The organism is Campylobacter vicugnae (genome assembly GCF_002139875.1).
Lineage (GTDB): Bacteria > Campylobacterota > Campylobacteria > Campylobacterales > Campylobacteraceae > Campylobacter > Campylobacter vicugnae.
On sequence record NZ_CP018793.1, the window covers coordinates 1,022,196 to 1,046,606 of the forward strand.

23 protein-coding genes and 1 tRNA gene are annotated in these 24,411 nt (G+C 31.8%); 16 read left to right on the forward strand and 8 right to left on the reverse strand.

Going from position 1 to position 24,411, the window contains the following annotated elements:
* Positions 1-12: 12 nt before the first annotated feature.
* Positions 13-1,410: a class II fumarate hydratase gene (gene fumC, locus CVIC12175_RS05285; protein WP_086256199.1), complete on the reverse strand. Its 1,398-nt coding sequence runs from the start codon at positions 1,408-1,410 to the stop codon at positions 13-15.
* 135 nt (positions 1,411-1,545) lie between these two features.
* On the opposite strand from fumC, the gene CVIC12175_RS05290 reads away from it, so the two are divergent.
* From CVIC12175_RS05290 to CVIC12175_RS05305, 4 genes are all read left to right on the forward strand, one after another.
* Positions 1,546-4,161 carry a valine--tRNA ligase gene (locus CVIC12175_RS05290; RefSeq protein ID WP_086302768.1) on the forward strand — a complete coding sequence of 872 codons (2,616 nt, stop codon included), beginning with the start codon at positions 1,546-1,548 and terminating at the stop codon, positions 4,159-4,161.
* A 69-nt stretch (positions 4,162-4,230) separates the two neighbouring features.
* Positions 4,231-5,199, forward strand: coding sequence for a methionine ABC transporter ATP-binding protein (locus CVIC12175_RS05295; RefSeq protein ID WP_086302770.1), 969 nt, complete (start codon positions 4,231-4,233; stop codon positions 5,197-5,199).
* Positions 5,196-5,837: a methionine ABC transporter permease gene (locus CVIC12175_RS05300; protein ID WP_086256899.1), complete on the forward strand. Its 642-nt coding sequence runs from the start codon at positions 5,196-5,198 to the stop codon at positions 5,835-5,837. The genes CVIC12175_RS05295 and CVIC12175_RS05300 overlap by 4 nt, the downstream gene beginning before the upstream one ends.
* Before the next feature lie 53 nt (positions 5,838-5,890).
* Positions 5,891-6,115: a hypothetical protein gene (locus CVIC12175_RS05305; protein ID WP_086256898.1), complete on the forward strand. Its 225-nt coding sequence runs from the start codon at positions 5,891-5,893 to the stop codon at positions 6,113-6,115.
* Between the two features lie 63 nt (positions 6,116-6,178).
* Here the strand turns inward: CVIC12175_RS05305 and thiD are convergent, their stop codons facing one another.
* Positions 6,179-6,958, reverse strand: a complete 780-nt coding sequence (gene thiD, locus CVIC12175_RS05310) for a bifunctional hydroxymethylpyrimidine kinase/phosphomethylpyrimidine kinase (protein WP_086256897.1) — start codon at positions 6,956-6,958, stop codon at positions 6,179-6,181.
* A 77-nt stretch (positions 6,959-7,035) separates the two neighbouring features.
* Between thiD and CVIC12175_RS05315 the strand changes: the two genes are divergently transcribed.
* From CVIC12175_RS05315 to CVIC12175_RS05350, 8 genes are all read left to right on the forward strand, one after another.
* Positions 7,036-7,809 (forward strand): MetQ/NlpA family ABC transporter substrate-binding protein, encoded by a 774-nt coding sequence (locus CVIC12175_RS05315; protein WP_086256193.1) that lies wholly within the window; start codon positions 7,036-7,038, stop codon positions 7,807-7,809.
* 79 nt (positions 7,810-7,888) lie between these two features.
* Entirely contained in the window at positions 7,889-8,080 is a 192-nt protein-coding gene (gene rpmB, locus CVIC12175_RS05320) for a 50S ribosomal protein L28 (RefSeq protein ID WP_086247129.1), read from the forward strand.
* 18 nt (positions 8,081-8,098) lie between these two features.
* The gene (locus CVIC12175_RS05325) at positions 8,099-9,229 is read left to right on the forward strand and encodes a potassium channel family protein (RefSeq protein ID WP_086247128.1); all 1,131 of its coding nucleotides are present in this window, start codon (positions 8,099-8,101) and stop codon (positions 9,227-9,229) included.
* On the forward strand, positions 9,222-10,409 hold the full coding sequence (gene argJ / locus CVIC12175_RS05330) for a bifunctional glutamate N-acetyltransferase/amino-acid acetyltransferase ArgJ (protein WP_086256896.1): 1,188 nt from the start codon (positions 9,222-9,224) through the stop codon (positions 10,407-10,409). Before CVIC12175_RS05325 ends, argJ begins: the two co-directional genes overlap by 8 nt.
* Before the next feature lie 61 nt (positions 10,410-10,470).
* Complete coding sequence (locus tag CVIC12175_RS05335; RefSeq protein WP_086247126.1) at positions 10,471-10,701, forward strand: YdcH family protein; 231 nt, start codon at positions 10,471-10,473, stop codon at positions 10,699-10,701.
* 213 nt (positions 10,702-10,914) lie between these two features.
* Positions 10,915-12,015 (forward strand): methyl-accepting chemotaxis protein, encoded by a 1,101-nt coding sequence (locus CVIC12175_RS08750; protein ID WP_086315898.1) that lies wholly within the window; start codon positions 10,915-10,917, stop codon positions 12,013-12,015.
* Positions 12,016-12,111: 96 nt separating this feature from the next.
* Complete coding sequence (locus CVIC12175_RS05345) at positions 12,112-12,735, forward strand: hypothetical protein (RefSeq protein ID WP_086276796.1); 624 nt, start codon at positions 12,112-12,114, stop codon at positions 12,733-12,735.
* A gap of 9 nt (positions 12,736-12,744) precedes the next feature.
* Positions 12,745-13,833 (forward strand): CinA family protein, encoded by a 1,089-nt coding sequence (locus CVIC12175_RS05350; RefSeq protein WP_086256893.1) that lies wholly within the window; start codon positions 12,745-12,747, stop codon positions 13,831-13,833.
* On the opposite strand, the gene hemH is transcribed toward CVIC12175_RS05350, so the two are convergent.
* On the reverse strand, positions 13,834-14,766 hold the full coding sequence (gene hemH, locus CVIC12175_RS05355; RefSeq protein WP_086256892.1) for a ferrochelatase: 933 nt from the start codon (positions 14,764-14,766) through the stop codon (positions 13,834-13,836).
* Positions 14,767-14,820: 54 nt separating this feature from the next.
* On the reverse strand, positions 14,821-16,857 hold the full coding sequence (locus CVIC12175_RS05360; RefSeq protein WP_086256891.1) for a hypothetical protein: 2,037 nt from the start codon (positions 16,855-16,857) through the stop codon (positions 14,821-14,823).
* Between the two features lie 137 nt (positions 16,858-16,994).
* Here CVIC12175_RS05360 and CVIC12175_RS05365 point away from each other — a divergent pair, with 137 nt between their 5' ends.
* Both CVIC12175_RS05365 and bamE read left to right on the forward strand, forming a co-directional pair.
* On the forward strand, positions 16,995-17,189 hold the full coding sequence (locus CVIC12175_RS05365) for a YqaE/Pmp3 family membrane protein (RefSeq protein WP_086247120.1): 195 nt from the start codon (positions 16,995-16,997) through the stop codon (positions 17,187-17,189).
* 9 nt (positions 17,190-17,198) lie between these two features.
* Positions 17,199-17,522: an outer membrane protein assembly factor BamE domain-containing protein gene (bamE, locus tag CVIC12175_RS05370; RefSeq protein ID WP_086256186.1), complete on the forward strand. Its 324-nt coding sequence runs from the start codon at positions 17,199-17,201 to the stop codon at positions 17,520-17,522.
* A 127-nt stretch (positions 17,523-17,649) separates the two neighbouring features.
* Here the strand turns inward: bamE and CVIC12175_RS05375 are convergent.
* The 4 genes from CVIC12175_RS05375 to CVIC12175_RS05390 form a co-directional block, all read right to left on the reverse strand.
* A tRNA-Leu gene (locus CVIC12175_RS05375) sits at positions 17,650-17,735 on the reverse strand.
* Between the two features lie 42 nt (positions 17,736-17,777).
* Positions 17,778-18,080 (reverse strand): F0F1 ATP synthase subunit C, encoded by a 303-nt coding sequence (locus tag CVIC12175_RS05380; protein ID WP_086247118.1) that lies wholly within the window; start codon positions 18,078-18,080, stop codon positions 17,778-17,780.
* A gap of 100 nt (positions 18,081-18,180) precedes the next feature.
* On the reverse strand, positions 18,181-19,995 hold the full coding sequence (gene ciaB / locus CVIC12175_RS05385) for an invasion protein CiaB (protein WP_086302772.1): 1,815 nt from the start codon (positions 19,993-19,995) through the stop codon (positions 18,181-18,183).
* Between the two features lie 673 nt (positions 19,996-20,668).
* Positions 20,669-20,965 carry a TFIIB-type zinc ribbon-containing protein gene (locus CVIC12175_RS05390; protein WP_086256889.1) on the reverse strand — a complete coding sequence of 99 codons (297 nt, stop codon included), beginning with the start codon at positions 20,963-20,965 and terminating at the stop codon, positions 20,669-20,671.
* Positions 20,966-21,140: 175 nt separating this feature from the next.
* Here CVIC12175_RS05390 and CVIC12175_RS05395 point away from each other — a divergent pair, with 175 nt between their 5' ends.
* Both CVIC12175_RS05395 and CVIC12175_RS05400 read left to right on the forward strand, forming a co-directional pair.
* Positions 21,141-22,514 (forward strand): sodium-dependent transporter, encoded by a 1,374-nt coding sequence (locus tag CVIC12175_RS05395; RefSeq protein ID WP_086256888.1) that lies wholly within the window; start codon positions 21,141-21,143, stop codon positions 22,512-22,514.
* 13 nt (positions 22,515-22,527) lie between these two features.
* A complete protein-coding gene (locus CVIC12175_RS05400; protein WP_086256887.1) occupies positions 22,528-24,333 on the forward strand; it encodes a biotin/lipoyl-containing protein in 1,806 nt (601 codons plus the stop codon).
* Positions 24,334-24,411: the final 78 nt, after the last annotated feature.

Below are 24,411 nucleotides of genomic sequence, written 5' to 3' on the forward strand. Positions count from 1 at the left end.
TATAAAACTAGCCTATTTCTTAGGTGCAATCATATCTTCAGGTCTTACCCAAGCGTCAAATTGCTCAGCTGTTAAAAGACCTAAATTTATAGCCTCAGCTTTTAGAGTTGTTCCATTTTTATGAGCAGTTTTGGCTATTTTAGCTGCGTTTTCATATCCGATATGTGGATTTAATGCAGTTACTAGCATTAAGCTTTCATGAAGTAGTTTATCTATTTTTTCTACATTTGCAGTAATACCTACAGCACAATGATCATTAAAGCTAATCATAGAATCGCTTAATAATCTAATGCTCTCTAAGATATTATGAGCAATTACTGGCTTAAATACATTTAGTTCAAAGTTACCTTGACTTGCGCCCATTGCTACGCTTACATGATTACCTGCTACTTGAACAGCTACCATTGTTACAGCTTCGCACTGAGTTGGATTTACCTTACCTGGCATAATTGAGCTACCTGGTTCATTTTCTGGGATATTAATCTCACCAATACCACATCTTGGGCCACTTGCTAACCATCTAATATCATTTGCGATTTTCATTAAATTTGAACCAAGACCATTTAATGCACCACTTAAAAATACCTCAGCATCATGACTTGTTAATCCATGAAATTTATTTGGATGAGATTTAAAACTAAATTTAGTTTTTGTAATATCGTTTAATACTTCACTTACCATTGGGCTAAAATCTGGATGACTATTAAGACCTGTACCAACTGCAGTTCCGCCGATTGCTAACTCTTCAAGAAATGGAATTGTAGCTAAGATTTGATCTTTGCTAGCTTTTAGCATATGAGCATAGCCGCTAAACTCTTGGCCTAGAGTTAATGGAGTTGCATCTTGTAGGTGTGTTCTACCGATTTTTACAAGGTTTGCAAACTCTTTAGCTTTTGCATCAAGTGTAGCATATAAAGTATCAATTGCTGGGATTAGTTGCTTAGCAATCTCAAGCACAAATGCAATTCTCATCGCTGTTGGATATGTATCATTTGAGCTTTGACCTTTATTTACATCATCATTTGGATGTACTAATTTTTGAGTTCTAAAATCACTACCTAAAATTTCAGTAGCACGATTTGCAATTACCTCATTTAAATTCATATTAGATTGAGTACCGCTACCTGTTTGCCACACTACAAGTGGGAAATTGCCATCTAGTTTGCCTTCTAAAATCTCATCACAAGCTTGAGATATAGCATTAGTCTTAGCATCATCAAGGCGGCCAAGTTTATTATTTACAATAGCGCAAGCTTTTTTAAGATATGCAAAACCCTCTATAACCTCTGAAGGCATTGTGCCTTTACCGATTTTGAAGTTTTCTAAACTTCTTTCAGTTTGAGCTCCCCAATACTTATCATTAGGGACTTTAATCTCGCCCATAGTGTCTTTTTCTATACGAAAATCCATTGCATTCCTTTCAAAATTTAAAATCTAAAGTTAGTATTATCCATTAAAATGGCTTATAGCTACATAAATTTTATAATTTATTTATCTAAATTTAGCTAAAATCGCATATTTTTTATATTTATTAAAGGGTTAAATATGGCTGAATTTTATGATGCGAAAATAGTAGAAGAGAAATTTTATAAAATTTGCGAAGATCGTGGATATTTTGAAATTGATGGAAATAAAAATATTCAAGAAGATGGCAAAACATTTTGCATTATGATGCCACCACCAAATGTTACTGGTGTTTTACACATTGGACATGCATTAACATTTACTTTACAAGATATAATTACTCGATATAAAAGAATGGATGGCTATAAAACCCTATGGCAACCAGGTCTTGACCACGCAGGAATCGCTACGCAAAATGTAGTTGAAAAGCAGCTACTAGCTCAAGGTATAACCAAAGAGGAGTTAGGCAGAGATGAATTTCTTAAAAAAACATGGGAATGGAAAGAAAAAAGCGGTGGCACTATAGTCTATCAAATGAGACGCCTAGGTATAACCCCAGCATGGTCTAGAGAGAGATTTACTATGGATGAAGGGCTTAAAAACTCGGTTAAAAAAGCCTTTGTAAATCTATATAATAAAGGGCTAATAATTCGTGGTAACTATATGGTTAATTGGTGTACTCATGATGGAGCATTAAGTGATGTAGAAGTAGAACATAAAGCAAATAAAGGCAAACTATACCACTTAAAATATCCATTAGCCGATGAAAAATCTAAATTTGTAATAGTTGCTACAACTAGACCAGAAACATATTTTGGCGATACTGCTGTAATGGTAAATCCAGATGATAACAGATATAAAGAATTAATTGGCAAAGAGGTTATACTGCCACTAATTAATCGTAAAATTAAGATTATTGCTGATAGCCATGTTGACAGTGAGTTTGGTACTGGCGTGGTTAAAGTTACTCCAGCTCACGATGTTAATGATTATGAAGTAGGAAAACGCCATAACTTAGAGTTTATCACCATCTTTGATGAAAAAGGGATTTTAAACGAGTATTGTGCTGAGTTTGAAGGATTAGAAAGATTAGAAGCTAGAGATAAGATCGTTCAAAAGTTACAAGATGAGGGCTTTGTAGAAAAAATAGAAGATTATGAAAACCAAGTTGGATATTGCTATAGATGTAAAAATGTAGTTGAACCATATATATCTAAGCAATGGTTTGTAAAATCTCAAATCGCAGATGAAGCCATCAAAAGCGTCAATGAAGGTAAGGCTAAATTCTACCCATCACATTGGATAAACAGCTTTAATGCTTGGATGAGAGAGCTTAAAGATTGGTGTATATCTCGTCAGCTTTGGTGGGGGCATCAAATTCCGGTATTTTACTGCGATTGCGGCCATGAGTGGGCTGATGAAAATGAGCCTTTACAATGTCCAAAATGTAATGGAGTTAAATTTACTCAAGACCCAGATGTGCTTGATACTTGGTTTAGTTCAGGATTATGGCCATTTAGTACGCTTGGGTGGGGAAATGGCAATGCCTTAAAAGGTCAAAAATGGAACGAAGGCGACTTGAGTGAATTTTATCCAAATACAATGTTAATAACTGGTTTTGATATATTATTCTTCTGGGTTGCTAGAATGATGTTTCAAAGCAACAATGCTTTAGGAGAGTTGCCATTTAAAGATATATACTTACACGCATTAGTAAAAGACAAAGATGGTAAAAAGATGAGTAAAAGTAGTGGCAACATAATTGATCCACTAAATATGATAGATGAATTTTCTGCTGATATTTTACGCTTTACTCTAACTATATTATGCGTTCAAGGGCGTGATATTAGAATGAGTAATGAACAAATGGTACTAAGTAGAAACTTTACTAACAAACTATATAATGCTAGTAAATTCCTACTAATGAATGCTGATAAATTTAGCGATTTTGATGAAAATGCAATTAGCACAAAACTTGGCAAATATATGCTAAATCGTTTTAAAATTGCCGTAAATGAGACTAGAAAAGCACTTGATAGTTATAGATTTAATGATGCTGCTGATAGGGTTTATAAGTTTTTATGGGATGAATTTTGTGATTGGGGTATTGAACTTAGCAAGGCTGATAAAAGCGCAATTAGCGAGCTAGGAATGATATTTAAAGAGAGTATGAAGCTGCTTAGTCCATTTATGCCATTTATTAGCGAATATCTATATCACGAACTAAGTGGATCAAATTTAGAAAATAGCCAATCTATTATGATATCTAAATATCCAAAATCTAGTCAGATAGATAATAATATTATAGCTGAATTTGAGCTTATTATTGAGGCTATTATTAGCATTCGCCGCGCTAAAGCTACAATCGATCAAGGTAATGCTAAGATTGCTAAAGCCTTTATCAAACTAAATAGCAATCTTGATATTAGTAGCTATCTAAGCTTTATCAAACTACTTGCTAAATGTCAAGATGTAGAGATAACAGAAGATATTATCAGCAACTCTGCTAGAGATGTAAGTGAGAATTTAGAAAGTTTCGTACCACTTGCTGGAGTAGATACAACTGCTATTATAGCGCGTCTAAATAGTCAAAAAACAAAACTAGAAAAAGAGATAGCTAAGCTTGAAAATATGCTAAATAATGAGAAATTTATAGCAAACGCACCACAAAATGTGCTTGAAACCAATCGTCAAGGACTAGCAGCTGCTAAAGATAAATTAGCAAAAGTAGTTAATGAATTAGGCAATTTAACATAAATAAAATTTGGCAAAATCTATAAAGTATGATGATATAAATTTCAAAAATGTAGGCCAAAAGGATAAGAGTTGATACGCATAAAAAACCTAAAAAAATATTATGATAAACATCTTACTATAAATGATGTTAGTTGTGAGATAAAGCCTGGTGAAATTTTTGCTATTGTTGGTCACAGCGGAGCTGGAAAAAGCACGCTTTTACGCTGCATTAATGGGCTTGAAGGTTATCAAGATGGCAGTCTAAAAGTATTTGATAAAGAAATTTCGCAACTAAATGAGCAAGGTCTAAGAGAGTTAAGAAAAGATATAGGGATGATTTTTCAACACTTTGCTTTGATGAGTAGAAAGACCGTATTTGAAAATGTTGCTATGCCATTAGTTATGTGGGGATGGAATAAAAATGATATTAAAGATAGGGTTGAGGAGTTGCTAAAACTAGTCGGCCTAGAATCAAAGGCAAATAGCTATCCAAGCCAGTTAAGTGGTGGTCAAAAACAAAGAGTAGCCATAGCTAGAGCCTTAGCACTAAAACCAAAAATCCTCCTAAGCGATGAGGCTACTAGCGCACTAGATCCAAATACTACAAAGCAAATTCTATCTTTACTTGCTAAAATCAATCAAACTTTAGGTATTACTATAGTTATTGTTACTCACGAGATGGATGTGGTAAAAAGCATAGCAAATAGAGCTATCTTGCTTGAAGGTGGAGTTATAACCAACTCTGGAAGTATTGTTGAGCTATTTTTAAATCCAAATGAAAATATGAAAAAATTCCTTGGTGAAGAGGAGATTTTGCCTAATGATGGAGTAAATATTAAGATATTTTTCCCACCTGATGTAGCTATGCATAGTATAATAACACATATGGCAAGAGAGTTAAATATCGATTTTAACATAGTTTGGGGCAAACTTGAAAAGCTTGGAGATAAAGTTTTAGGTAGTTTAGTTATCAATGTAGAGCCAAAAGATGAACTAAAAGTAGAGGAATTTATCAAAAGCAAAGGCGCACTATATGAGATTATAAAGGAGATAAAATGATAGCAAAATTACTACTTGAAGCAACACTTGATACTTTATATATGACATTTGTATCTACATTTTTAGCCTTTATAATTGGGCTTGGATTAGCTATTATTTTGGTTATAACTAATAAAAATGGCCTAAAACCAAATAAAGCAATATACAACGCATTGGATATTATAGTAAATACACTAAGAAGTTTTCCATTTATTATTCTTATAATTGTCCTATTTCCATTTACTAAATTTATTGTTGGCACCAGTATTGGCACTACTGCAACTATTGTTCCACTTACCATTGGCTCAGCGCCATTTATTGCTAGATTAATAGAAAATGCTATGAATGAAGTAGATCATGGAATCATAGAAGCAGCCCTAAGCTATGGAGCTACCAAAACACAAATAATATTTAAAGTCATATTTATAGAGGCCTTACCAAGCATTATAAATGCCATAACTCTTACATTAATAGTAGTAATTGGCTTTACAGCCATGGCTGGTGCCGTAGGTGGTGGCGGACTTGGCGATGTAGCTATGAGATATGGATTTCAACGCTTTAGACCAGATATTATGGCCTATACAGTTATTATATTAATTGCAATGGTTCAAATAATTCAAAGCAGTGGTAATTTCTTATATAAAATTACTAAAAAATAATTAAATTTAAATTTTAGCCGATTTTATCTATGACTAAATTATAAGGAGTTCATATGTTATCAGGTATTAATGGTAATGCAGATACTCAATTAGCAGTTAGCACTATGGCGTTGAAAAAATCTATGGATATAGAACAAACTGCTATGAGCGATATTTTAAATGGCATAGTTGGTGCAAATATGCAAACTGCTAATAAAGATGTTCCAGTAATTACTGATCCTACGCAATTTGTCCAAGATGAGGCTCTAAAAGCTGGTAGATTAGATATCTACGCTTAGTCTAGAGAGGTTAAGCCTCTCTAATTATCTATAATTTATTAGTTTTAATTAAATTTAGTTTATTTATAAAATCCAACAGTGATTAATAGGCCCATTTCCATGTCCTATTGCTATTGTGTTTTTAAGTGCATTTGTTACATAATCTTTAGCATTTTTAACTGAATCTTTTACACTTAATCCACTAGCGATATTACACGCTATGGCTGATGAGAGCGTACATCCAGTACCATGAGTATTTTTCGTATCTATCTTAATAGCACTAAACTCAGTAAATTCACCATTTTCATATAGTAAATCAGTAGCATTACCTACAAAATGACCACCTTTTATCAAAACACTTTGACATCCATAGCTACTAATTTTTATAGCTGCAGCTCTCATATCATCTATATTTTTTATCTCTATACCGCTTAATACACTAGCTTCTGGTAAATTCGGCGTAACTACTCTAGCTAGAGCAAAAAGCTCATCAATATAAACACCAAGAGCATTATCATCCATCAATCTTCCACCAGTAGTAGCCACCATTACTGGATCTAATACGATATTTTTACAATTGTATTGTTTTAACATCTTAGCAACTGAATGCATAATATTTGCATTTGAGAGCATTCCTAGCTTAATAGCATCTGGAGTTATATCGCTTAAAACTGAATCAATTTGCGATTCTACAAACTCAGGCAAACAGTCTAAAACGCCACTTACTGCTGTAGTATTTTGCGCAGTTAATGAAACTATAACAGCCATTGCATAGAGCTTATGAGCAGTTATTGTCTTTATATCAGCTTGAATCCCAGCTCCTCCTGATGGATCTGAGCCTGCTATAGATAGTACTTTTTTCATATTTTTCCTTATATTATTTTAAATTCATAATCTATTTTGTATAATACCAAGTCAAATTTAATACTTAAGGATAAAATATGAAAAAATTACTTGCTTTAGGCCTAGTTGCTGCAAGCCTTGTAAGCTCTGCACTTGCTACAACTCTAAAGGTCGGTGCTACACCAGTTCCACATGCTGAGATACTTGAGTTTATCGCGCCAGAGCTAAAAAAATCAGGTATAAACTTAGAAGTTAAGGTATTTAATGACTATGTAATACCAAATATTGCAGTTGAAGATGGGGATTTAGATGCTAATTTCTTCCAACATATACCATATTTAGATGAGTTTAATAAAAACAAAGGAACTCACTTAGTAAAAACTGTTGGAGTTCATCTAGAGCCAATGGGCGTATATAGCAAAAAGATAAAATCTATAAATGAACTAAAAGATGGTGCAATAGTAAGCATACCAAATGATCCTACAAATGAGAGCCGTGCTTTAGATGTATTAGTATCTGCTAAATTGATAGAGGTTGATACAAATGCAAAACTACGCACCCCTTTAGATATTACTAAAAATCCTAAAAATCTTAAATTTAAAGAGATAGAAGCAGCTACACTGCCACGCACTTTAAATGATGTAGATATAGCAGTTATTAATACAAATTTTGCAATGAACGCAAACCTAAATCCTACAAAAGATGCTTTAATAATTGAATCTAAAGAGAGTCCATATGTAAATATCTTAGTTGTAAAAGATGGCAACCAAAATAAAGATAGTATAAAAGCTCTTAATAAAGCACTTCAAAGCCAAGCTGTCAGAGATTTTATAGCTCAAAAATACAAAGGCTCTATCGTTCCAGCTTTCTAATTTAAATTCATTTTTAAGCTAATTTTGGGGTTATTTTAGATATAATTAACCCCAAATTTTTATAAATTAAGGATATAAAATGTCAAAAAAATGTGCAATTACGGGCAAAGGCCCTATGGTTGGAAATAACGTAAGCCACGCTAACAACAAAACAAAAAGAAGATTTATGCCAAACCTTCGCACAGTCCGTGTAATGCTAGAAGATGGTACAACTAGAAAAATTAGAGTTGCAGCTTCTACTTTAAGAACAATGAAAAAACAATCAAAATAGCATATAAAAGAGGAATTTATGTCTTTAATAAAAAAGATTAAAAAATTCCTCAACTGGGCTGATGAGTCCAAACCTGAATATGATCTAAATACCGAACTATACCAACAATTAAAATCTTTCCGTCTCCCAATTATATTTGTAGTTTTGATGATGCTTTTTGGCACACTTGGCTATATGATTACTAGTAATTTTACACTCATTGATGCAATTTATCAAGCGGGGATGACATTTACTACTGTTGGATTTACTGAGGTCTCACATATAAATACTGCTGGACGCCTTTTTACCATACTTTTTATACTTATAGGCTTTTGTTTTTTTACTTTTTCTATGGGTCTTGTTATTGAAGTTATCAAAAAAGGGGTTCTAACTAGGATCTTAAAGGAAAGAAATATGATATACAAGATTGCAAGGCTTAAAAATCACTTTGTTATCTGTCATCACAATCTCTATACTATAGAACTCTCAAGACAGTTTAGAGAAAATCATATCCCATTTGTCGTAATAGACAATAGAGAGGATTTAGCTCAGATAGCCGAAACATATAAATATCCATACTATATAATAGATGAGCCACACACTCAATCAGCCATATTAAAATCTCATCTCTCAAGTGCTAAAGGATTGATAACCCTTAGCTCTAATATTGCTGATAATATCGCTCTTATAGCTACAGTTAGACTATATGAAAAAGAGCTTGGCAGAGTAAAGCCCTACTTTATCATGACTAACTCAGATAATGATAGCGATACACAAAAACTTATTAAATTAGGTGCAGATTCAGTAGTAAGCCCTTCAAAACTAGTAGCTCAAAGAATCTCAGCTATGAGCGTGCGTCCAGATATGGAGAATATTTTAGAGCAATTTTTATACAAAAAAGATTCTCCAATAGATATAGAAGAGATCAAAGTTCCAGAGGCCTCTTGGATTAGATTTAAAAGAATCAAAGAAACCCACCTAAGAAAACTAACAAATGCTGATATTGTAGGCATCACAGACCAAAATGGGAAATTTAGCCCAATGCCAAATGGTGATACGTTAATTGGTACTGGCTCAAAGCTTTTAGTTATTGGTACAGCTGAGAGTATTAGGGCTACTAAGCGTCTTATTTTTAGTAAATACAAACCAGAGGAGCTAAAATATGTTTAATATAATTAGTCTTAAAAATGGTCTTGAAAATGTTGATGGATTCTTTTTTGGTGGCGTTAGCACTGGGCTTAAACCAAATGGTGATAACGACCTTGGATTTATCAGAGCCGATGAGCCATTTATGCTTTCAGCTAAATTTACATCAAATAAATTTCAAGCTGCACCGATTGTCCATTTTAAACGCTATAAAAAAGGATTTAAATCAAATTTCTTACTACTAAACTCAAAAAATGCCAATGCAATGACAGGGCAAAATGGAGTAGATGATATTGATGAGCTTTTTAAGATTTTAAATCAAAAAACCCCGCTAATAAATCCAATTATGAGCTCTACTGGAGTGATTGGATATAGATTAAATCAAGAAAAAATCAGATCTGGATTTGATAAATTTGATCTTAATCAAAAAAATAGCGACTCTGTAGCAAGAGCAATTATGACTACTGATAGCTTTAAAAAAGAGATAGCTTTTAGAGTTGAACTTGAAGATGGCAAAAGCTTTAATATCGCAGCTATCTGCAAAGGTGCAGGTATGATAAATCCAGCATTTGCCACTATGCTTTGTTTTATCCTTACTGATGCTAATATCCCACAAAGCGATATGGATGAACTATTAGAAGCTACAACAAAGCATAGCTTTGATGCTGTAAGCGTAGATGGAGATACTAGCACCAATGACACATTAATGCTACTTAGCTCAGGCAAAAGCGGTGCATACGATAAAGAAGCTTTTAAATTCGCCCTAGATAAGATCACATTAGAAATGGCCTTAAATTTAGTCAAAGATGGCGAAGGTAGCACTAAGGTTGTCGCTTTTGAAGTAAAAGGTGCTGCTAACGATGATGAAGCTAGCAAAGCAGCTAAGGCACTTTCAAACTCACTTTTAGTCAAAACAGCTATTTTTGGAGAGGATCCAAACTGGGGTAGGATCGCATCTACGATAGGTGCTAGTGGCATAGAATGCGATAGTGCTAAATTAGTTATCTACTATGATGATGTACTAGTATATGATAAAGATCACCCCGAACTAGATGAAGCAAGAGAGCAAAAAGCACACGCAGTAATGAAAAAAGATAGCTACCGAATAATTTGTGATTTAGGTATTGCAAATGGTAAATTTACTGCATATGGATGCGACTTAGGGCATACTTATGTAAAAATCAATGCTGATTATAGATCATAATTGGCTTGGTTTAAGTATCTTTTTTGTATAATGTTACGATTTTAAATTTAAAGGAGTATAAATGCTACACGAATATAGAGATTTAATCACAGAATTAAAAGGCAAAAATGCACATTTTGATGCTGTATTTAACAAACATAATGACCTAGACCAAAAAATTCTAGATGTAGAAGAAGGTCGTGAGCATATGGATCAATTTGAGCTAGAAACACTTAAAAAAGAGAAATTAAGACTCAAAGATGAAGCTTATCATATTCTAATGGAATATAAAAAATCTAAATCAAATAACTAATACATTTGGGCTTTAAAGCCCAAATTTACTCTAAATATTTAAAAGTGATACATTTACTTATTTTCTTCATAATACTTCTTTAATTATTTGTTAATATTTTATCTGTTTTTAAATATTTTTATATTACAATTAATTAGATTTAACGATACTAAATCTATACTAATTTTGTATAGCGAGTTTTATGTTAATATATCAAGTACAAAGGATAAATTTATGTTTGGTCAATCTAAAAAAATCTCTCACTACGAAGAGCAAATTGTCGCTCTAAAAAAAGAGCTAGAAGCAAGAAATGCTGAAAATAGTAAGCTTCGTGCTGAAATTAAAGAGCTTTCATCTTGTCCGAGCAACCTAAATGAGTGTGATATAATTACATCTATTGCTCAAGATATGATTGGTGGCGTAAAAGCCAATTCAAAAAATATCCAAACCGGAATTGAAAAAAACCTAGATCTATCTCGTGCTTCTATTGCAAAAATAGAAGATAATCTAACAAATATAGCTGAGCTAAACCAATCTAGCAACAAATTAATAGAATCTCTAAATGAGATCACAAGCTCAAGCAACAAAACTCGCACGGCGGCTGAAAACCTACATAAAAGTGTTGATGAAATTACAAATGTAATCAATCTAATCAAAGATATATCCGACCAAACAAACCTTTTAGCCCTAAATGCTGCTATTGAGGCAGCTCGTGCCGGCGAGCATGGTCGTGGGTTTGCTGTTGTTGCTGATGAAGTTAGAAAACTGGCTGAGAGAACTCAAAAAGCAACTGCAGAAGTAGAGATGAATATCAACCTACTAAAACAAAATGCTAGCGATATGTTTGCTCAAAGTGAAGAAGTTGAGGCTATTTCAATTGAGTCAAATAAACATATTGAAGGCTTTATCACCAAATTTGATCTATTAGTAACTAATACTAAAGATATAGAACATAATGCAAGATTTATCTCTTATAATATCTTTACAAGCCTTGTTAAAATCGACCATATGCTATTTAAAACAAATGGTTATAATCAAATTTATACTAAAAATTACGAAACTATGCCAGATCATACTATGTGTCGTCTTGGTAAATGGTGCGAAGATCGTGGTAAGACTATATTTGGCAATACTGCTGAATTTAATCAAATTCTTGAGCCACATAGTATGGTACATAAATATGTCAATTCAGCAATTGATCTTGCAAGTAAAGACTTTACAAACAATGCTCCAGTAATTATAAAAGAGTTTAAAACATCTGAAGAATACTCTAATAAACTATTTGATATCTTTGATTCAATGGTTATTTCTAAAGCGCAATCGATGCAACATTAATCCATTAGAGAGCTACGGCTCTCTACTTTCATAACATCTCTTAATCAAAATCAAATTTTAAACTTGTTAAAATATGTAAAAACTTAAGGATTGAATTTGAGAGTAGTTATCTTGCTTTCTTTGTTCTATGTAATGATAAATGGATTTGAGCTTAGTAGAACACAGGTAGATAAACACACCACTCAACTCTCATTATCAACTATAGACCTAAGCTCTAATCTATCACAAAACTACTTTAATATGCAAACTTGCAAAGTATTAACTTCGCATTATAATCTAAACTACGAAGATAATAAAGGTTTAAGCAATATTGATCTTATTAATATTCAATCTCTTAAATTTAATCACTGGGCTATAAAAGATTTTGATTTTAATATATTTCAAACATTAAATAAGAATATAAAAGAGTATAATCTTTATGGTATCTACTCAGCATCTCATAATCTAAAATTCAATATATTTACATTTACCAATTCTATAAATACAGTATATGACGAAGCAGTAGAAAATAGCACACTATGTACTCACTCATCAAATATTAGCGCCCAAATACTAAAAAATACCAAAATCGGTACAATACTTTATCAAGATGAAACACATAAATATAATGCAAACTACTATATAAATACTAAACTTTATAAAAATCTATATCTTGATTTATCGCTTGATACTACTCAAACAGCAAACAATTTCTATACTAAATTTAAATTTAAATACTAAAGGCTCAATATGAAAAACCTAATAATAATCCTAGGCGAAGATCTTCAAATAAATCATCCATTTTTAGACTACTTTTTTGCCGCTTATAAGAAAAAATTTGATTTTCTTGCCTCTGTTAAATATATTCAAAATAACAATAAAGAACTACCATTTTATATAGAAAATTTCACCAAAAACTATGACAATATCACAATTTGTGCCAATGAAAATGGATTTTATACTCTTAGTAGAATTCTAGCTACTCTTACTACCGATACGATTGAGCTTAAATTTGAGACACTTATGCCATCTCAAGCAATTAAATTTAGCAAAAATAGCTTTTTGATAGCTATAAATAACTCTCAAATAAATTTAATCAAAGCCGAACCTACAAAAGAGTTACCAGAACTTCTTAGTAGCAATGAGCAAAACTCAAAAATATTTCACATAATAGATATAGATAAAGAGAGTGCACAGATATTACTTGAGCCATTAACTGCTACTTATAATGTAAATATCACACTTACCCAAATTATCGATGGCCTAACCAAGATAAAAGTTAGCACTAGCAAATATGGTCATATAGATAGCTTTATTGAGAGTGTAGCAAATTTATTTATAGGCAAGATTATACCATCTGATGATATAGTAGAATTTTTGGCTAAAAAGCTAATCCAAAATAATAAAAAAATTACTTTTGCTGAGTCATGTACTGCTGGTATGTGTGCAGCAACACTTGGGAGTGTACCTGGAGTTAGCGCTGCCTTTGATGGATCTCTTATAACCTACTCAAATAGCATTAAAAATCGCTGGATAAAGGTCGATAATCAGATATTAGAAAACTTTGGTGCTGTTAGCGCTCAATGCGTAGAAGCAATGGCTAGAGGTGCGATGGATTTAAGCGGGGCTGATTATGCTTTGGCAATTAGTGGTATAGCAGGTCCAGATGGCGGAAGCGAACAAAAGCCAGTAGGAACGGTATTTATAGCAGTTTCTTCAAGTAGCGGCGTAATCTCATCTAGGCTTTTATTAAGCGGAGATAGAGATTACATAAGAACCCAAAGTATTTTACACGCTTATACTTTACTACTTCGCAGCCATCCAGAACTGTGCAAGTAGCTATATATTTTGGGCGATGAATGAGATAAATTCATCGCTATCATTTAGTGCTTTAACTACCTTATAATAGCTAAATTTATTATCATCAGCAATATGCTTATACTCAATTGCAAGCTCAAAATCTGTCTCAGAATTATCAATACAAAAACTAATTGGATATATCATAGCTCTTTTACTACTCAAACTTGGCAAAACTTCACTTAAATTTGGCCCTAGCCATTTAACAGGTCCAAGACGCGATTGATAGGCTAAGCTTACGCTATTAAACCTCAAGCCGCAATTATTTAAATTTGATTTTAAAATCTCTAAATGTTCATTTAGATGCTTCTCATATAAATCACCGCTATCAATTACCTTTTGAGGCAATGAATGCGCTGAAAATATTAGATCAATTTTACTAGCGTCATCATCACCTAAACTCTTAGCGATATGACTAACTATAATATCATTAAATTTACTATTTTTATAAAAATAATCCACTACTTTTATCTTTGCCTTAATGTCAAGATTGCCAATAGCTCTTTTAGCTGAGTCTAAACTTGAAGTAATCGTAGTGACTGAGTGGTGCGGATATAGTGGAAATAAAACTATTTCATCAGCATCTTTATATTTTGCAAGAGTATCAGATGCAAATGGAGGTGTATAGTTCATAGCATAATCAAAGATTAAATTATCAAAACCGAATTTGGAATTTAGTTTCGCTACCAAAGAGCGTGTGATATCGCCTAGAGCTGACTTTCCTCCTAATTGGATATAGTTTTGCGTAGCTGGCTTTAACCTCATCATCGTTATCATCCACGCTACAAAAGCTCTTAAATGTCTATTTTTAATTCCTAAAATATATGGATCATTAAACATATTGGTTAAAAACACTCTAACTTGACTTAGATTATCTACTCCGCCCATATTTAGCAATATAACTACCCTTTTCATTATCTACCTTTTAGCTAAATTTGATTAATTATATTTAAAAAATCTTAATACTTTCTACCACTCAATAGTACGATTATAGCGAATATTTTGATTGCCCTCTACACCCATAACCTTACCATATTCACCTACTCCACTCCAAAACTCATCTTTAAACAATCTAACCCAAACAAAATCCCTACCAACAAAATGAGGATTTTTAATCTTAAACTCACCCTTTTGCTCACTATCTATCTTTATACTCATCACTCCATTTACTACACTACTTGGCAAATTTGATATATTTTCAAACTCAACTATATCATTTGAAGCATTAAAATCCTTAAATACGAAATAGTCTTTTAGCTCATCTACTGCACTCATATTTTTATCTAAAATAGGAGCAAATTCATCACTATTTTTAGCTATATCTTGGCATTTACTATCACAATATATAGCAAAGTAAATTTGTGCAAAATATGGAAAATTATCAGTTTGTGCTAGCTTTTGACCATATGCATTAGCATAGTATATATAGCTATAATTTGGCGTAGTATTTTGAGTTAAATTTGATCTTTGTGTAAGATTAATATCAAGATCATTTGTAGTGATTTTTAGTGGATTTTGTGGTTTATCTTTTGGCATTGAGAGCTTTACAAATGCCTTACCAATGCCATTTTTAAAACTATTTTGGCTCATAGTATATATATTTTGACCACTTTGATATATATAATTTTTATCATTTGGTTCTCCGATGGCATGTATGATTAGATTGCTAGTATTGCTAAAACTTACATCACTTGCATAACAATTAGCACTAAAAAGCTTAGCTACTGTATCATCAACCAATCTAGCCTCAAGTTCTATACTTGCTACAACTCCTATAAAATCATCATATGCTTTTTGGCTTAGATTGCCATCAATTGTGCCAAATAATCCAAATTTAGACTCAAATTTGCTTTTAGTATGTATGATTTTATCATAATCAAAGTATCCAATTTCAGTAACAATTCCAGCATCACAACCAATTCTACCCTGCTCGTCTGCGATATTTTCAAAACTATTTAAAATGCATAAATTTCTAATTTTATCACTATTTTGCCCATCTCTAAACTCAATTTTAGCTACTCCGATATCTGGGTAGATAAACCCTTTATTATCTGTGCTAATTACTCCAACTCCATTTTTAAATTCTATAATCTCATTAGAGATATTTGCTTGACAATCTAGCAAGGTATGCCTAATATAATCGCCATTAAAAACAGCATTATATCCAGCAACTACTACACCATTATAATCAAGTGCAATTAGCCTAATATCCTTATATCTTTCTCCGCCTTTTAAATTTTTGGGGATATTTTCTAGTTTAAACTCAGCTGGCCTAGCAGTAAAAATTTGCGATTTTATCTCTTTTTTTATACCTTTATTATCTTTAAATTTAGCTATAAAATATAAATTTTTATAATTCAAACTATCCAAATTTGGGATAATTGCACGAATTTTACCACCATTAAAACTAGTAGCTTTATAGATTTGATAATTATTGTTTAGAGTGATTTCAAGATCGCTTATTATCTGGTTAGTTATAAAATTTAACTCAAACTCTCGTCCGATAATCTGTGTATAAATCTTATCAAAACTTATATCTGAACTGATTTGATTATTATTTGATATTATATGTTCAATTACAATATCAGCTTCAAACTCATAATTATCAAGCCCAGCATTATCTACTCCAAAAATTATCAGTAAGTTTTGATTGCTTTTTAGCTTAATATCTCTAAATTTATATCCATTATCTAAATAGGTGTTATTGCAAATTAGCTCACTATTTTTAGCAGTATTGGATATTTTATAATCAAATTTGGCCATTGTAGCACCTACAAAATTAATACTAATAAGAGTATCAACTTTTGCATTTATGGATATAGCTAATTGCTTATTTGATTCTATTTTATTAGATTTTATTTTATAAATATCTTTTGGTTTTTTATTAGTAATTGGGTGAGTGATATTACTAGCTATACCCTCATTATATATAGTTGCAACGCTTGATATATCGCAATTTGCTAACGCAAAAACAGCACAAAAAATAAGTAAAAATATAATTTTCATAATTAGCCTAGTTTTTTAAAATTATATCTATAAAATACAAAAATCAACTTATATAATATATTAATTAAATTTTATAAGTTATTTATTATGATGGGGGGGGGTATAATAACAACTTTTATTTTATTAAAGGAGCATATATGCGTTTTTTACTATGTCTAATTATCCCGTGGCTTGGATTTTTTACCATCGGTAGGCCGATTGCTGGAGTTATATGCCTAATATTGCAATTTACACTTATTGGATGGCTTCCTGCTTCGATATGGGCTATTTACTCTCTTGGTCAATACAAAACAGACAAAAAAATTGAAAAAATGATGAAACAACAAAATTAAGGAGTAAAAATGTTAAAGTTATTTGCAACCATTATAACTGCACTTATTGTAAGTGGATGTGCATACACTACTGGAACAGAGGTAAAACCTCAAGCTATGGAACAAATTAGATTAAATAAAAGTACAAAATCTGATGTAGAAAGAGTTATTGGCTATCCACCTAGAAAACAAAACTTTGGTAAAGGTGAAATTTGGTATTACGATTATCAAGCTATTAGTTATATTCCATTTGCTGGAAATAAAAATGAGACAGCAGTATTTGAATTTAATTCAAAAGGTGTAGTAACTAAAAAATATAAAGCCAATAAAGCCGGCAATCCGCTAACAAATTAAATTAAAAATTAAAGTAGCAATATTGCTACTTTAATTGCTTCAATCTAAATTACTACTATTATTTTATTATAGTTTAAATATAAATCACATCTAATAATATTGATAAAATATAAAATTATCTACTAAGTGGTGCGATCAGCGAGACTTGAACTCGCACACCATAACGGCACTACCCCCTCAAGATAGCGTGTCTACCAATTCCACCATGATCGCAAAGATATATTAAAAGAAGAAGCCCCAAAAAGGGGCAAGAAATTATACTAAGAATGGGTTAGCATAAAGAGCGATAAGAGCAATAACAAGTGCATAGATAACTTGTGCTTCGATCATCGCAAGAGCAATAAACATAGTTGTAAGAAGTTTACCACCAAGACCTGGGTTTCTAGCTGTACCAAGAATAGTAGCAGCAGCAGTGTGACCCATACCGATAGCACCACCAAGAGCAGCTACACCAAGACCGATACCAGCAGCTACAACTGAAAATGCTTTGATTTGTTCGCCATCAGCACCAAATGCTAAGCCTGTTAAAGCTACAAGAAGAAAAAGAATCTTTTTCATATATATTTCCTTAAAAAATTATTGTTTGAATTAGTTCGGATAAATTCCCTACTTAGAATTCAAAACGCGAAATTATAGCTAAATTTGGTTTAATTTTTCATTAATTTTGCCAATTTTGCCACTCATTGCTATCATCAATCTCATTACCAATAGCCTCATATTTAGCATAATAAAATTTGACAAAATCTAATACTTTTAAATCTACTGGGAGATATATTTCTCCATCAAATTTAGCAAATTTGGATAGAAATTTACCTGCATCTAGCTTTTTACTATAATGTGTAGCTAATTCTATGTAATTTTGTATGGTTAATTGTTTAAAAGCTTCATAGCTATTTTTATCAAATTTAATACTCAACTTAGCACCATCAAAACTCAAAACTCCAGATTTAAATAATAATGCAAGATGAATAAGCCCTTCACAATAATACGCCCTAGTCTCTACAACCTTTTGCCAAGCTATAAGTCCTACGCTTCTTTTAATAAGTTCTGCAAAAACAGCCATTGTTAAGCTCTCATCTTCATGTAAAAAGAAATTAACTAATCCGCCAGTTGTAGCCTTATACTCCTCTATAAATTTAAACTCACCGCCAATATTCATTAAATTTTCACTATCATTATCGATAAATAAAATATGGCCAAATTCGTGACCTATGGTTGAAATTTCATAGACTTTTTTCCAAATTTTCTCTTGTTTAAATAAAATATTACGCCCAAAATCTAGAAATTCCTTATCAAAAATTTCACTAGCAAGCCTCATAAATGGCTTAGATTTACTACTTTGATATACAAAATCAACAAAAGCAAATATCTTTTTACCGCATTTAGCACTTACCATTTCATCATTTGGTACCACTTGAGCAGAAAATAATCCATTAAACTCAGCACCATAATAGAGCATAGGAGCGCATATATAAAGCTGAGTTTTATCTATATTTGAATGCACTAAAGATACCATATTGTCATTTTGAATTCCGATTTTATTATAAATTTGATTAAAGCTATTTTTAATATTTTGCTTTAAAATGCCTTCATCTACATCGCTACTATCACACAATCTTGCATCCCATTCTAATGCCACAGCGTGAGTGTAAGCATCTTCATAGTATTCTAAAGGGTGTCCAATTTGAATCACTCCACGACACTCCATCCACGCTATTTCAGCTTCTTGCCACCTATGTATAACATTATCATTATTTTTTTCTGCAAATGCCTCTTTTAATCTATTTAAATAGTTGATATAGTTTTTATCCTCTTTGCTATTTGCTAATGGATTTAAAATATCTATAGCTTTTATAAATTCATCTACTACAGCTTGACACTCACTAGAAAAAGCCTCCATATAAGGCACCATTTTATAACCATTTTCACCTTTAATTACAGCACCATAAACTCTATCACACTTATTTTTATAGGTATCATTTTGATATAGATAGTTATCATCTATAAATTTCATTGCATCACCAATGGTATCAAATTTAGATTCAAACTCTTTATTTATATCACATATTATATGTTTATGCCATATTTTTTGCATATTAGTAATAGCTATGCCTATATTGTGAATGCCTTCTAAAAGTGCCATTTCAAATGGCGTTAAAATATCTTCATCTTTTATCTGTTTTAAAAGATTAGAAAATCTATCTATATAAAATTTACTCACAAAATCATATAAATTTGACTCTACATTACTAATTTGTTCTTTGGTTTTGCCAAGTTTTTTTAGCTCATTTTCTACACTTGTAAATCTAAGAGATACTATTTTATCTGTTATAGCTATCTTTGCTTGACTGGTATTTGGTAGATTTGCTATATTTAAGCCTTGCAAAATTATTTGATGATCCATATCTTTATATAGCTGATTTAACTCATTTTTAAAAGATTTTGATATCTCATTTAATTTTTTATATCTCATATTTTGCCTTATAATTTTATTTTAAAAACCAATTATATCTACTTTAAAAAAACAAAACATCTACAAAGCAAAAATCCACTAATAGTATATATCATACCAGATAAACATTGAGTAGGCCTAAAAAGCACAATTTTCATAAAAATCCAAAGCAAAAATAGAACAAAAAGATAATAAAAAATTTATCTTTTAAAACCAATTTTTTATCATTAATAATATTAAAATAAATACTACACTAACACAGATATGTTTTGCAAAAATCATAGCAACGACAATAGATAAGATAGCTATAATCCAGTGATAAAACTTAAATTTATATCATTTTAAAAAATAGAAAAAAGATGAGAAAAATAACAAATATATCTGAATAATTAGGATTTAATGCTTGGTTAAAGTAGTGATTTTATCCAAAAATAATATATCAAAAAACTCCAATAAACTCGTAAAATCACTACAAAGTATCTAGCAAACAAAATTTCTTGAAAAATTTAAAATTTTAACTCTACTATCTTTTAATGCTAAAGTCTTTCAAATCTCTAAACTATTATCCTTACTACTTATCTAAATTTAAACTCTCATTGTAGCAAGGCACTACAAAAGATAGATCTACCCCCCCCCTTGATAATATTTTGCACAATTTTCTCCTAAATTTTAGATTTTATGCTTAATACAAACTCTAAAAATCAAAAAGTTCAGATAAAAAGCTCTCTTTTTTCTTTTTGCGATATCCATTATGATAGCCATCATCATAATATCTCTTATCTTCATATCTTCTATCATCTTTGCGTGGTTCATACTCTTTTTTGCTACCAAAATACTCATTTTGTCTTGAATTTGATGCTGATCTTTCTATAATCTTATCCAACTCTCCACGATCTAGCCAAACACCACGACAACTAGGACAGTAATCTATCTCAACTCCACTTCTTTCGCTCATTACCAAATCTACATCTTTACACACTGGACATCTCATATTGCACCTCTTTTTAATTAAATTTGACAAAATTCTAACCAAAAAAAATTAATACTAAATTTCAAAAAGTTACACAAACTAAAAAAAATCTAAGTTATTAAAAAAAATTATAAAATAAAAGTATAGAAAAAGAAAAAATTTGATAAACTTAGCGTATTTTGTTTTAAGGTGGAATATGGTAGAAAAATTTTCAAAAATTGGATTTATTCTAGCAATGGCTGGAAGTGCTGTAGGTCTAGGAAATGCATGGAAATTTCCTACAATGGTCGGCAATAACGGCGGTTCAGCCTTTATCTTATTATATATTATACTTACTCTTGGAGTAGCCATAGTGGTGTTTTTAGCAGAGCTTGCAATTGGTAGACTTGGCGGAACCGACATTGTAAATTCACTCAAAAATCTAGCACCAAAAAATAAACGCGCTTGGGGATTTGCTGGATTTTTTATGCTTACAGCAATTTTAATAGCCTCATTTTATATGATTGTCATTGGTTGGATTTTAAAATATATATTCTTATCATTTGGCACCCTGCCAAGCACAGCACAAGAAGCTGGAGCTATGTTTGGCGGTCTTGTTGAAGGGGATTTTTTAAGCGTATTTATCTGCTTTAGTATAGTCTTTTTAACTGTGTTTTATGTAGTTTCTAAAGGGATTAAAAGTGGAATCGAAAGACTAAATATATGGATGATGCCATCGCTATTTGTTCTTCTTATAGGGCTTTTATTATATGCAATATTTGCTAGTGGTAATTTTACTCAAGCTTTAAGCTTTATATTTATCCCTGATTTTAGCAAACTTTTAAATGCTGAATTAATTTTGCAAGCTTTAGGACTAGCATTCTTTTCTATGTCAATGGGTGTTGGTACAGTAGCTACTTATGCAGCCAGCCTTCCAGATGGAACAAATTTAGTCAAATCAACCTTTTCAATAGTATTTATCAATATATTAATCGGTATTATGATGGGTCTTGTAGTATTTTCATTTATACCAATTATAGATGGACAACCAGCTAGCGAAGGTGCTGGACTTATCTTTGTATCGCTTACATCTTTATTTGCTCAAATGGGAATTATAGGAAATATTCTTGCAATTGCATTTTTTATATCATTGCTTTTTGCTGGTATTACATCAGCTGTATCTATGATTGAGCCATTTGCTCTATATCTTATACATAAATTTCAACTTAGCAGAAATAGCGCTATAATGATAATTGGGGTATTTGTATATATTTTAGGAACTCTTTGTATTCTTTCATATTATGGAGTTACAAGTAGCTATTTCTCTATCCCAGCTACGGCTTTGGGTAATGAAAAACCAATAGCATTTTTTGATGTTTTAGATCTTCTTACATCAAATATTTTAATGCCTCTTGGTGCTTTAACATTTAGTATTTTTGTTGGTTATATTCTTAAAAAGGAGGGATTATTTACTCTATTTTCAGGCTTTATGTCTAGATTATGGTTTGAAATTTGGTATTTTGCACTCCGTTATGTTGCCCCGCTTGCAATTTTGTCTATTGGGGCTTATCAAATTATAAGTAAAATTTAATAAAAGGAAAAATATGGCAAAGAAATTTATAGATATAATGGATACCACTTTTAGAGACGGTTTCCAGTCTGTATTTGGTGCAAGAGTATTAATGAATGATTTTTTACCTGCTGTCAGTGCAGCTAAAGAAGCTGGAATTAATCACTTTGAATTTGGCGGTGGTGCTAGATTTCAAAGCCTATACTTCTACTTAAACGAAGATGCATTTACAATGATGGATAAATTCAGAGAAGCTGCTGGTAAAGATGCAAACTTACAAACTCTATCTCGCGGTGTAAATACTGTAACTTTAGATACTGGTAGTAGAGAATTAGTAGATATGCACGCAAAATTATTTGCAAAACATGGAACTACAACAATCCGCAACTTTGATGCTTTAAATGATGTTAAAAATTTAGAATATAGCGCCCAAAGAATCAAACATCACGGATTAAAACATGAAGTAGTAGTAACTATGATGGATCTACCGCCAAACTGCGTTGGCGCTCACGATGCTGAATTTTATGAAAAATGTTTAAGAGAAATTCTAGATAGTGGAATTGAATTTGATAGCGTTTGTTTTAAAGATGCAAGCGGTACAAGTAGCCCAGAAAAAGTCTATCAAACAATCAAAATGGCAAGACGCCTACTAGGTGATAATGTGCATCTAAGACTGCATACTCACGAAACAGCAGGCGTTAGTATAGCTTGTTATCTAGCGGCTCTTGAGGCTGGTGCAGATGGTATAGATCTAGCTGCTAGTCCAGTAAGTGGCGGAACTAGCCAGCCAGATATTCTTACAATGCTTCACGCTGTAAAAGGTAAAAATTATGATCTAGGTGGATTAGAAGTTGATAAAATTTTAAAATATGAAGATGTATTGCACGATTGCTTAAAAGACTATTTTATGCCACCTGAAGCTACTCAAGTAAGCCCACTAATTCCATTTTCACCAATGCCAGGTGGTGCATTAACAGCCAATACACAAATGATGAGAGATAATAATATCTTAGATAAATTCCCAGCTGTTATCAAAGCTATGAGAGAAGTAGTAGAAAAAGGTGGATATGGAACAAGCGTAACCCCAGTTAGTCAATTCTACTTCCAACAAGCATTTAATAATGTAATGTTTGGCCCATGGAAAAAGATAGCTGAAGGCTATGGTAAAATGGTTTTAGGCTATTTTGGCAAAACTCCTGTAGCTCCAAGCGCTGATATTGTAGAACTTGCTGCTAAACAGCTAAATTTAGAACCTACTACTGCACCAGCTATCGATATAGCTGATAAAGATGAAACAAAATCAATTGCCTACACAAAAGCACTGCTAGAAAAAGAAGAAATTGAAGCAACAGAAGAAAATATATTTATTGCAGCAGCTTGTAAAGAAAAAGGTATCGCATATCTAAAAGGTGAAGGTAAAGTTATGGTTCGCAAAAATAGCGATACTATAAAACCAGCTACAAAATCTAGCTCAAACCAATTTAGCGTTACAGTAAATGGCCATAATTATAATGTTGAAGTTGCAGATGGATTTGATAATTTCAAAGTAAAATCAATCACTCCAGCAAAACCTAGCCAATCTACAGAGACAAAAGAGGAAGTTAAAGCAGTAAGCTCTACTGGAGCATCAAATGAAATTACAGCTACAATGTCTGCTGGAGTATTTAAAATTTTAATAAATATTGGCGATAGTGTAAAAGCTGGTCAAACTGTAGTAATTCTTGAAGCTATGAAAATGGAGATTCCAATCGAGGCTGGATGCGATGGAGAAGTAGAAGAAATTTTAATCTCTCAAGGCCAAACAGTAGAAGATGGACAACTTCTAGTTAAGCTAAAATAATCTAAAAGCTGCTAAATTTTAGCAGCTTTTGCTAAATTATAAAATTTATTATTAAAATTCCTCAAATCAAACCAAAGA

What these genes read in the sequence shown, in the direction of transcription:
- thiD (WP_086256897.1), bottom strand. Translation starts at nt 6,958, where the DNA reads ATGAAAAAAGTACTATCTATAGCAGGCTCAGATCCATCAGGAGGAGCT.
- ciaB (WP_086302772.1), bottom strand. Translation starts at nt 19,995, where the DNA reads ATGAGATATAAAAAATTAAATGAGATATCAAAATCTTTTAAAAATGAG.
- CVIC12175_RS05325 (WP_086247128.1), top strand. Translation starts at nt 8,099, where the DNA reads ATGTCTTTAATAAAAAAGATTAAAAAATTCCTCAACTGGGCTGATGAG.
- CVIC12175_RS05380 (WP_086247118.1), bottom strand. Translation starts at nt 18,080, where the DNA reads ATGAAAAAGATTCTTTTTCTTCTTGTAGCTTTAACAGGCTTAGCATTT.
- CVIC12175_RS05365 (WP_086247120.1), top strand. Translation starts at nt 16,995, where the DNA reads ATGCGTTTTTTACTATGTCTAATTATCCCGTGGCTTGGATTTTTTACC.
- CVIC12175_RS05335 (WP_086247126.1), top strand. Translation starts at nt 10,471, where the DNA reads ATGCTACACGAATATAGAGATTTAATCACAGAATTAAAAGGCAAAAAT.
- hemH (WP_086256892.1), bottom strand. Translation starts at nt 14,766, where the DNA reads ATGAAAAGGGTAGTTATATTGCTAAATATGGGCGGAGTAGATAATCTA.
- rpmB (WP_086247129.1), top strand. Translation starts at nt 7,889, where the DNA reads ATGTCAAAAAAATGTGCAATTACGGGCAAAGGCCCTATGGTTGGAAAT.
- CVIC12175_RS05350 (WP_086256893.1), top strand. Translation starts at nt 12,745, where the DNA reads ATGAAAAACCTAATAATAATCCTAGGCGAAGATCTTCAAATAAATCAT.
- fumC (WP_086256199.1), bottom strand. Translation starts at nt 1,410, where the DNA reads ATGGATTTTCGTATAGAAAAAGACACTATGGGCGAGATTAAAGTCCCT.
- CVIC12175_RS05360 (WP_086256891.1), bottom strand. Translation starts at nt 16,857, where the DNA reads ATGAAAATTATATTTTTACTTATTTTTTGTGCTGTTTTTGCGTTAGCA.
- CVIC12175_RS05315 (WP_086256193.1), top strand. Translation starts at nt 7,036, where the DNA reads ATGAAAAAATTACTTGCTTTAGGCCTAGTTGCTGCAAGCCTTGTAAGC.
- CVIC12175_RS05395 (WP_086256888.1), top strand. Translation starts at nt 21,141, where the DNA reads ATGGTAGAAAAATTTTCAAAAATTGGATTTATTCTAGCAATGGCTGGA.
- CVIC12175_RS08750 (WP_086315898.1), top strand. Translation starts at nt 10,915, where the DNA reads ATGTTTGGTCAATCTAAAAAAATCTCTCACTACGAAGAGCAAATTGTC.
- argJ (WP_086256896.1), top strand. Translation starts at nt 9,222, where the DNA reads ATGTTTAATATAATTAGTCTTAAAAATGGTCTTGAAAATGTTGATGGA.
- CVIC12175_RS05290 (WP_086302768.1), top strand. Translation starts at nt 1,546, where the DNA reads ATGGCTGAATTTTATGATGCGAAAATAGTAGAAGAGAAATTTTATAAA.
- CVIC12175_RS05305 (WP_086256898.1), top strand. Translation starts at nt 5,891, where the DNA reads ATGTTATCAGGTATTAATGGTAATGCAGATACTCAATTAGCAGTTAGC.
- CVIC12175_RS05300 (WP_086256899.1), top strand. Translation starts at nt 5,196, where the DNA reads ATGATAGCAAAATTACTACTTGAAGCAACACTTGATACTTTATATATG.
- CVIC12175_RS05390 (WP_086256889.1), bottom strand. Translation starts at nt 20,965, where the DNA reads ATGAGATGTCCAGTGTGTAAAGATGTAGATTTGGTAATGAGCGAAAGA.
- bamE (WP_086256186.1), top strand. Translation starts at nt 17,199, where the DNA reads ATGTTAAAGTTATTTGCAACCATTATAACTGCACTTATTGTAAGTGGA.
- CVIC12175_RS05400 (WP_086256887.1), top strand. Translation starts at nt 22,528, where the DNA reads ATGGCAAAGAAATTTATAGATATAATGGATACCACTTTTAGAGACGGT.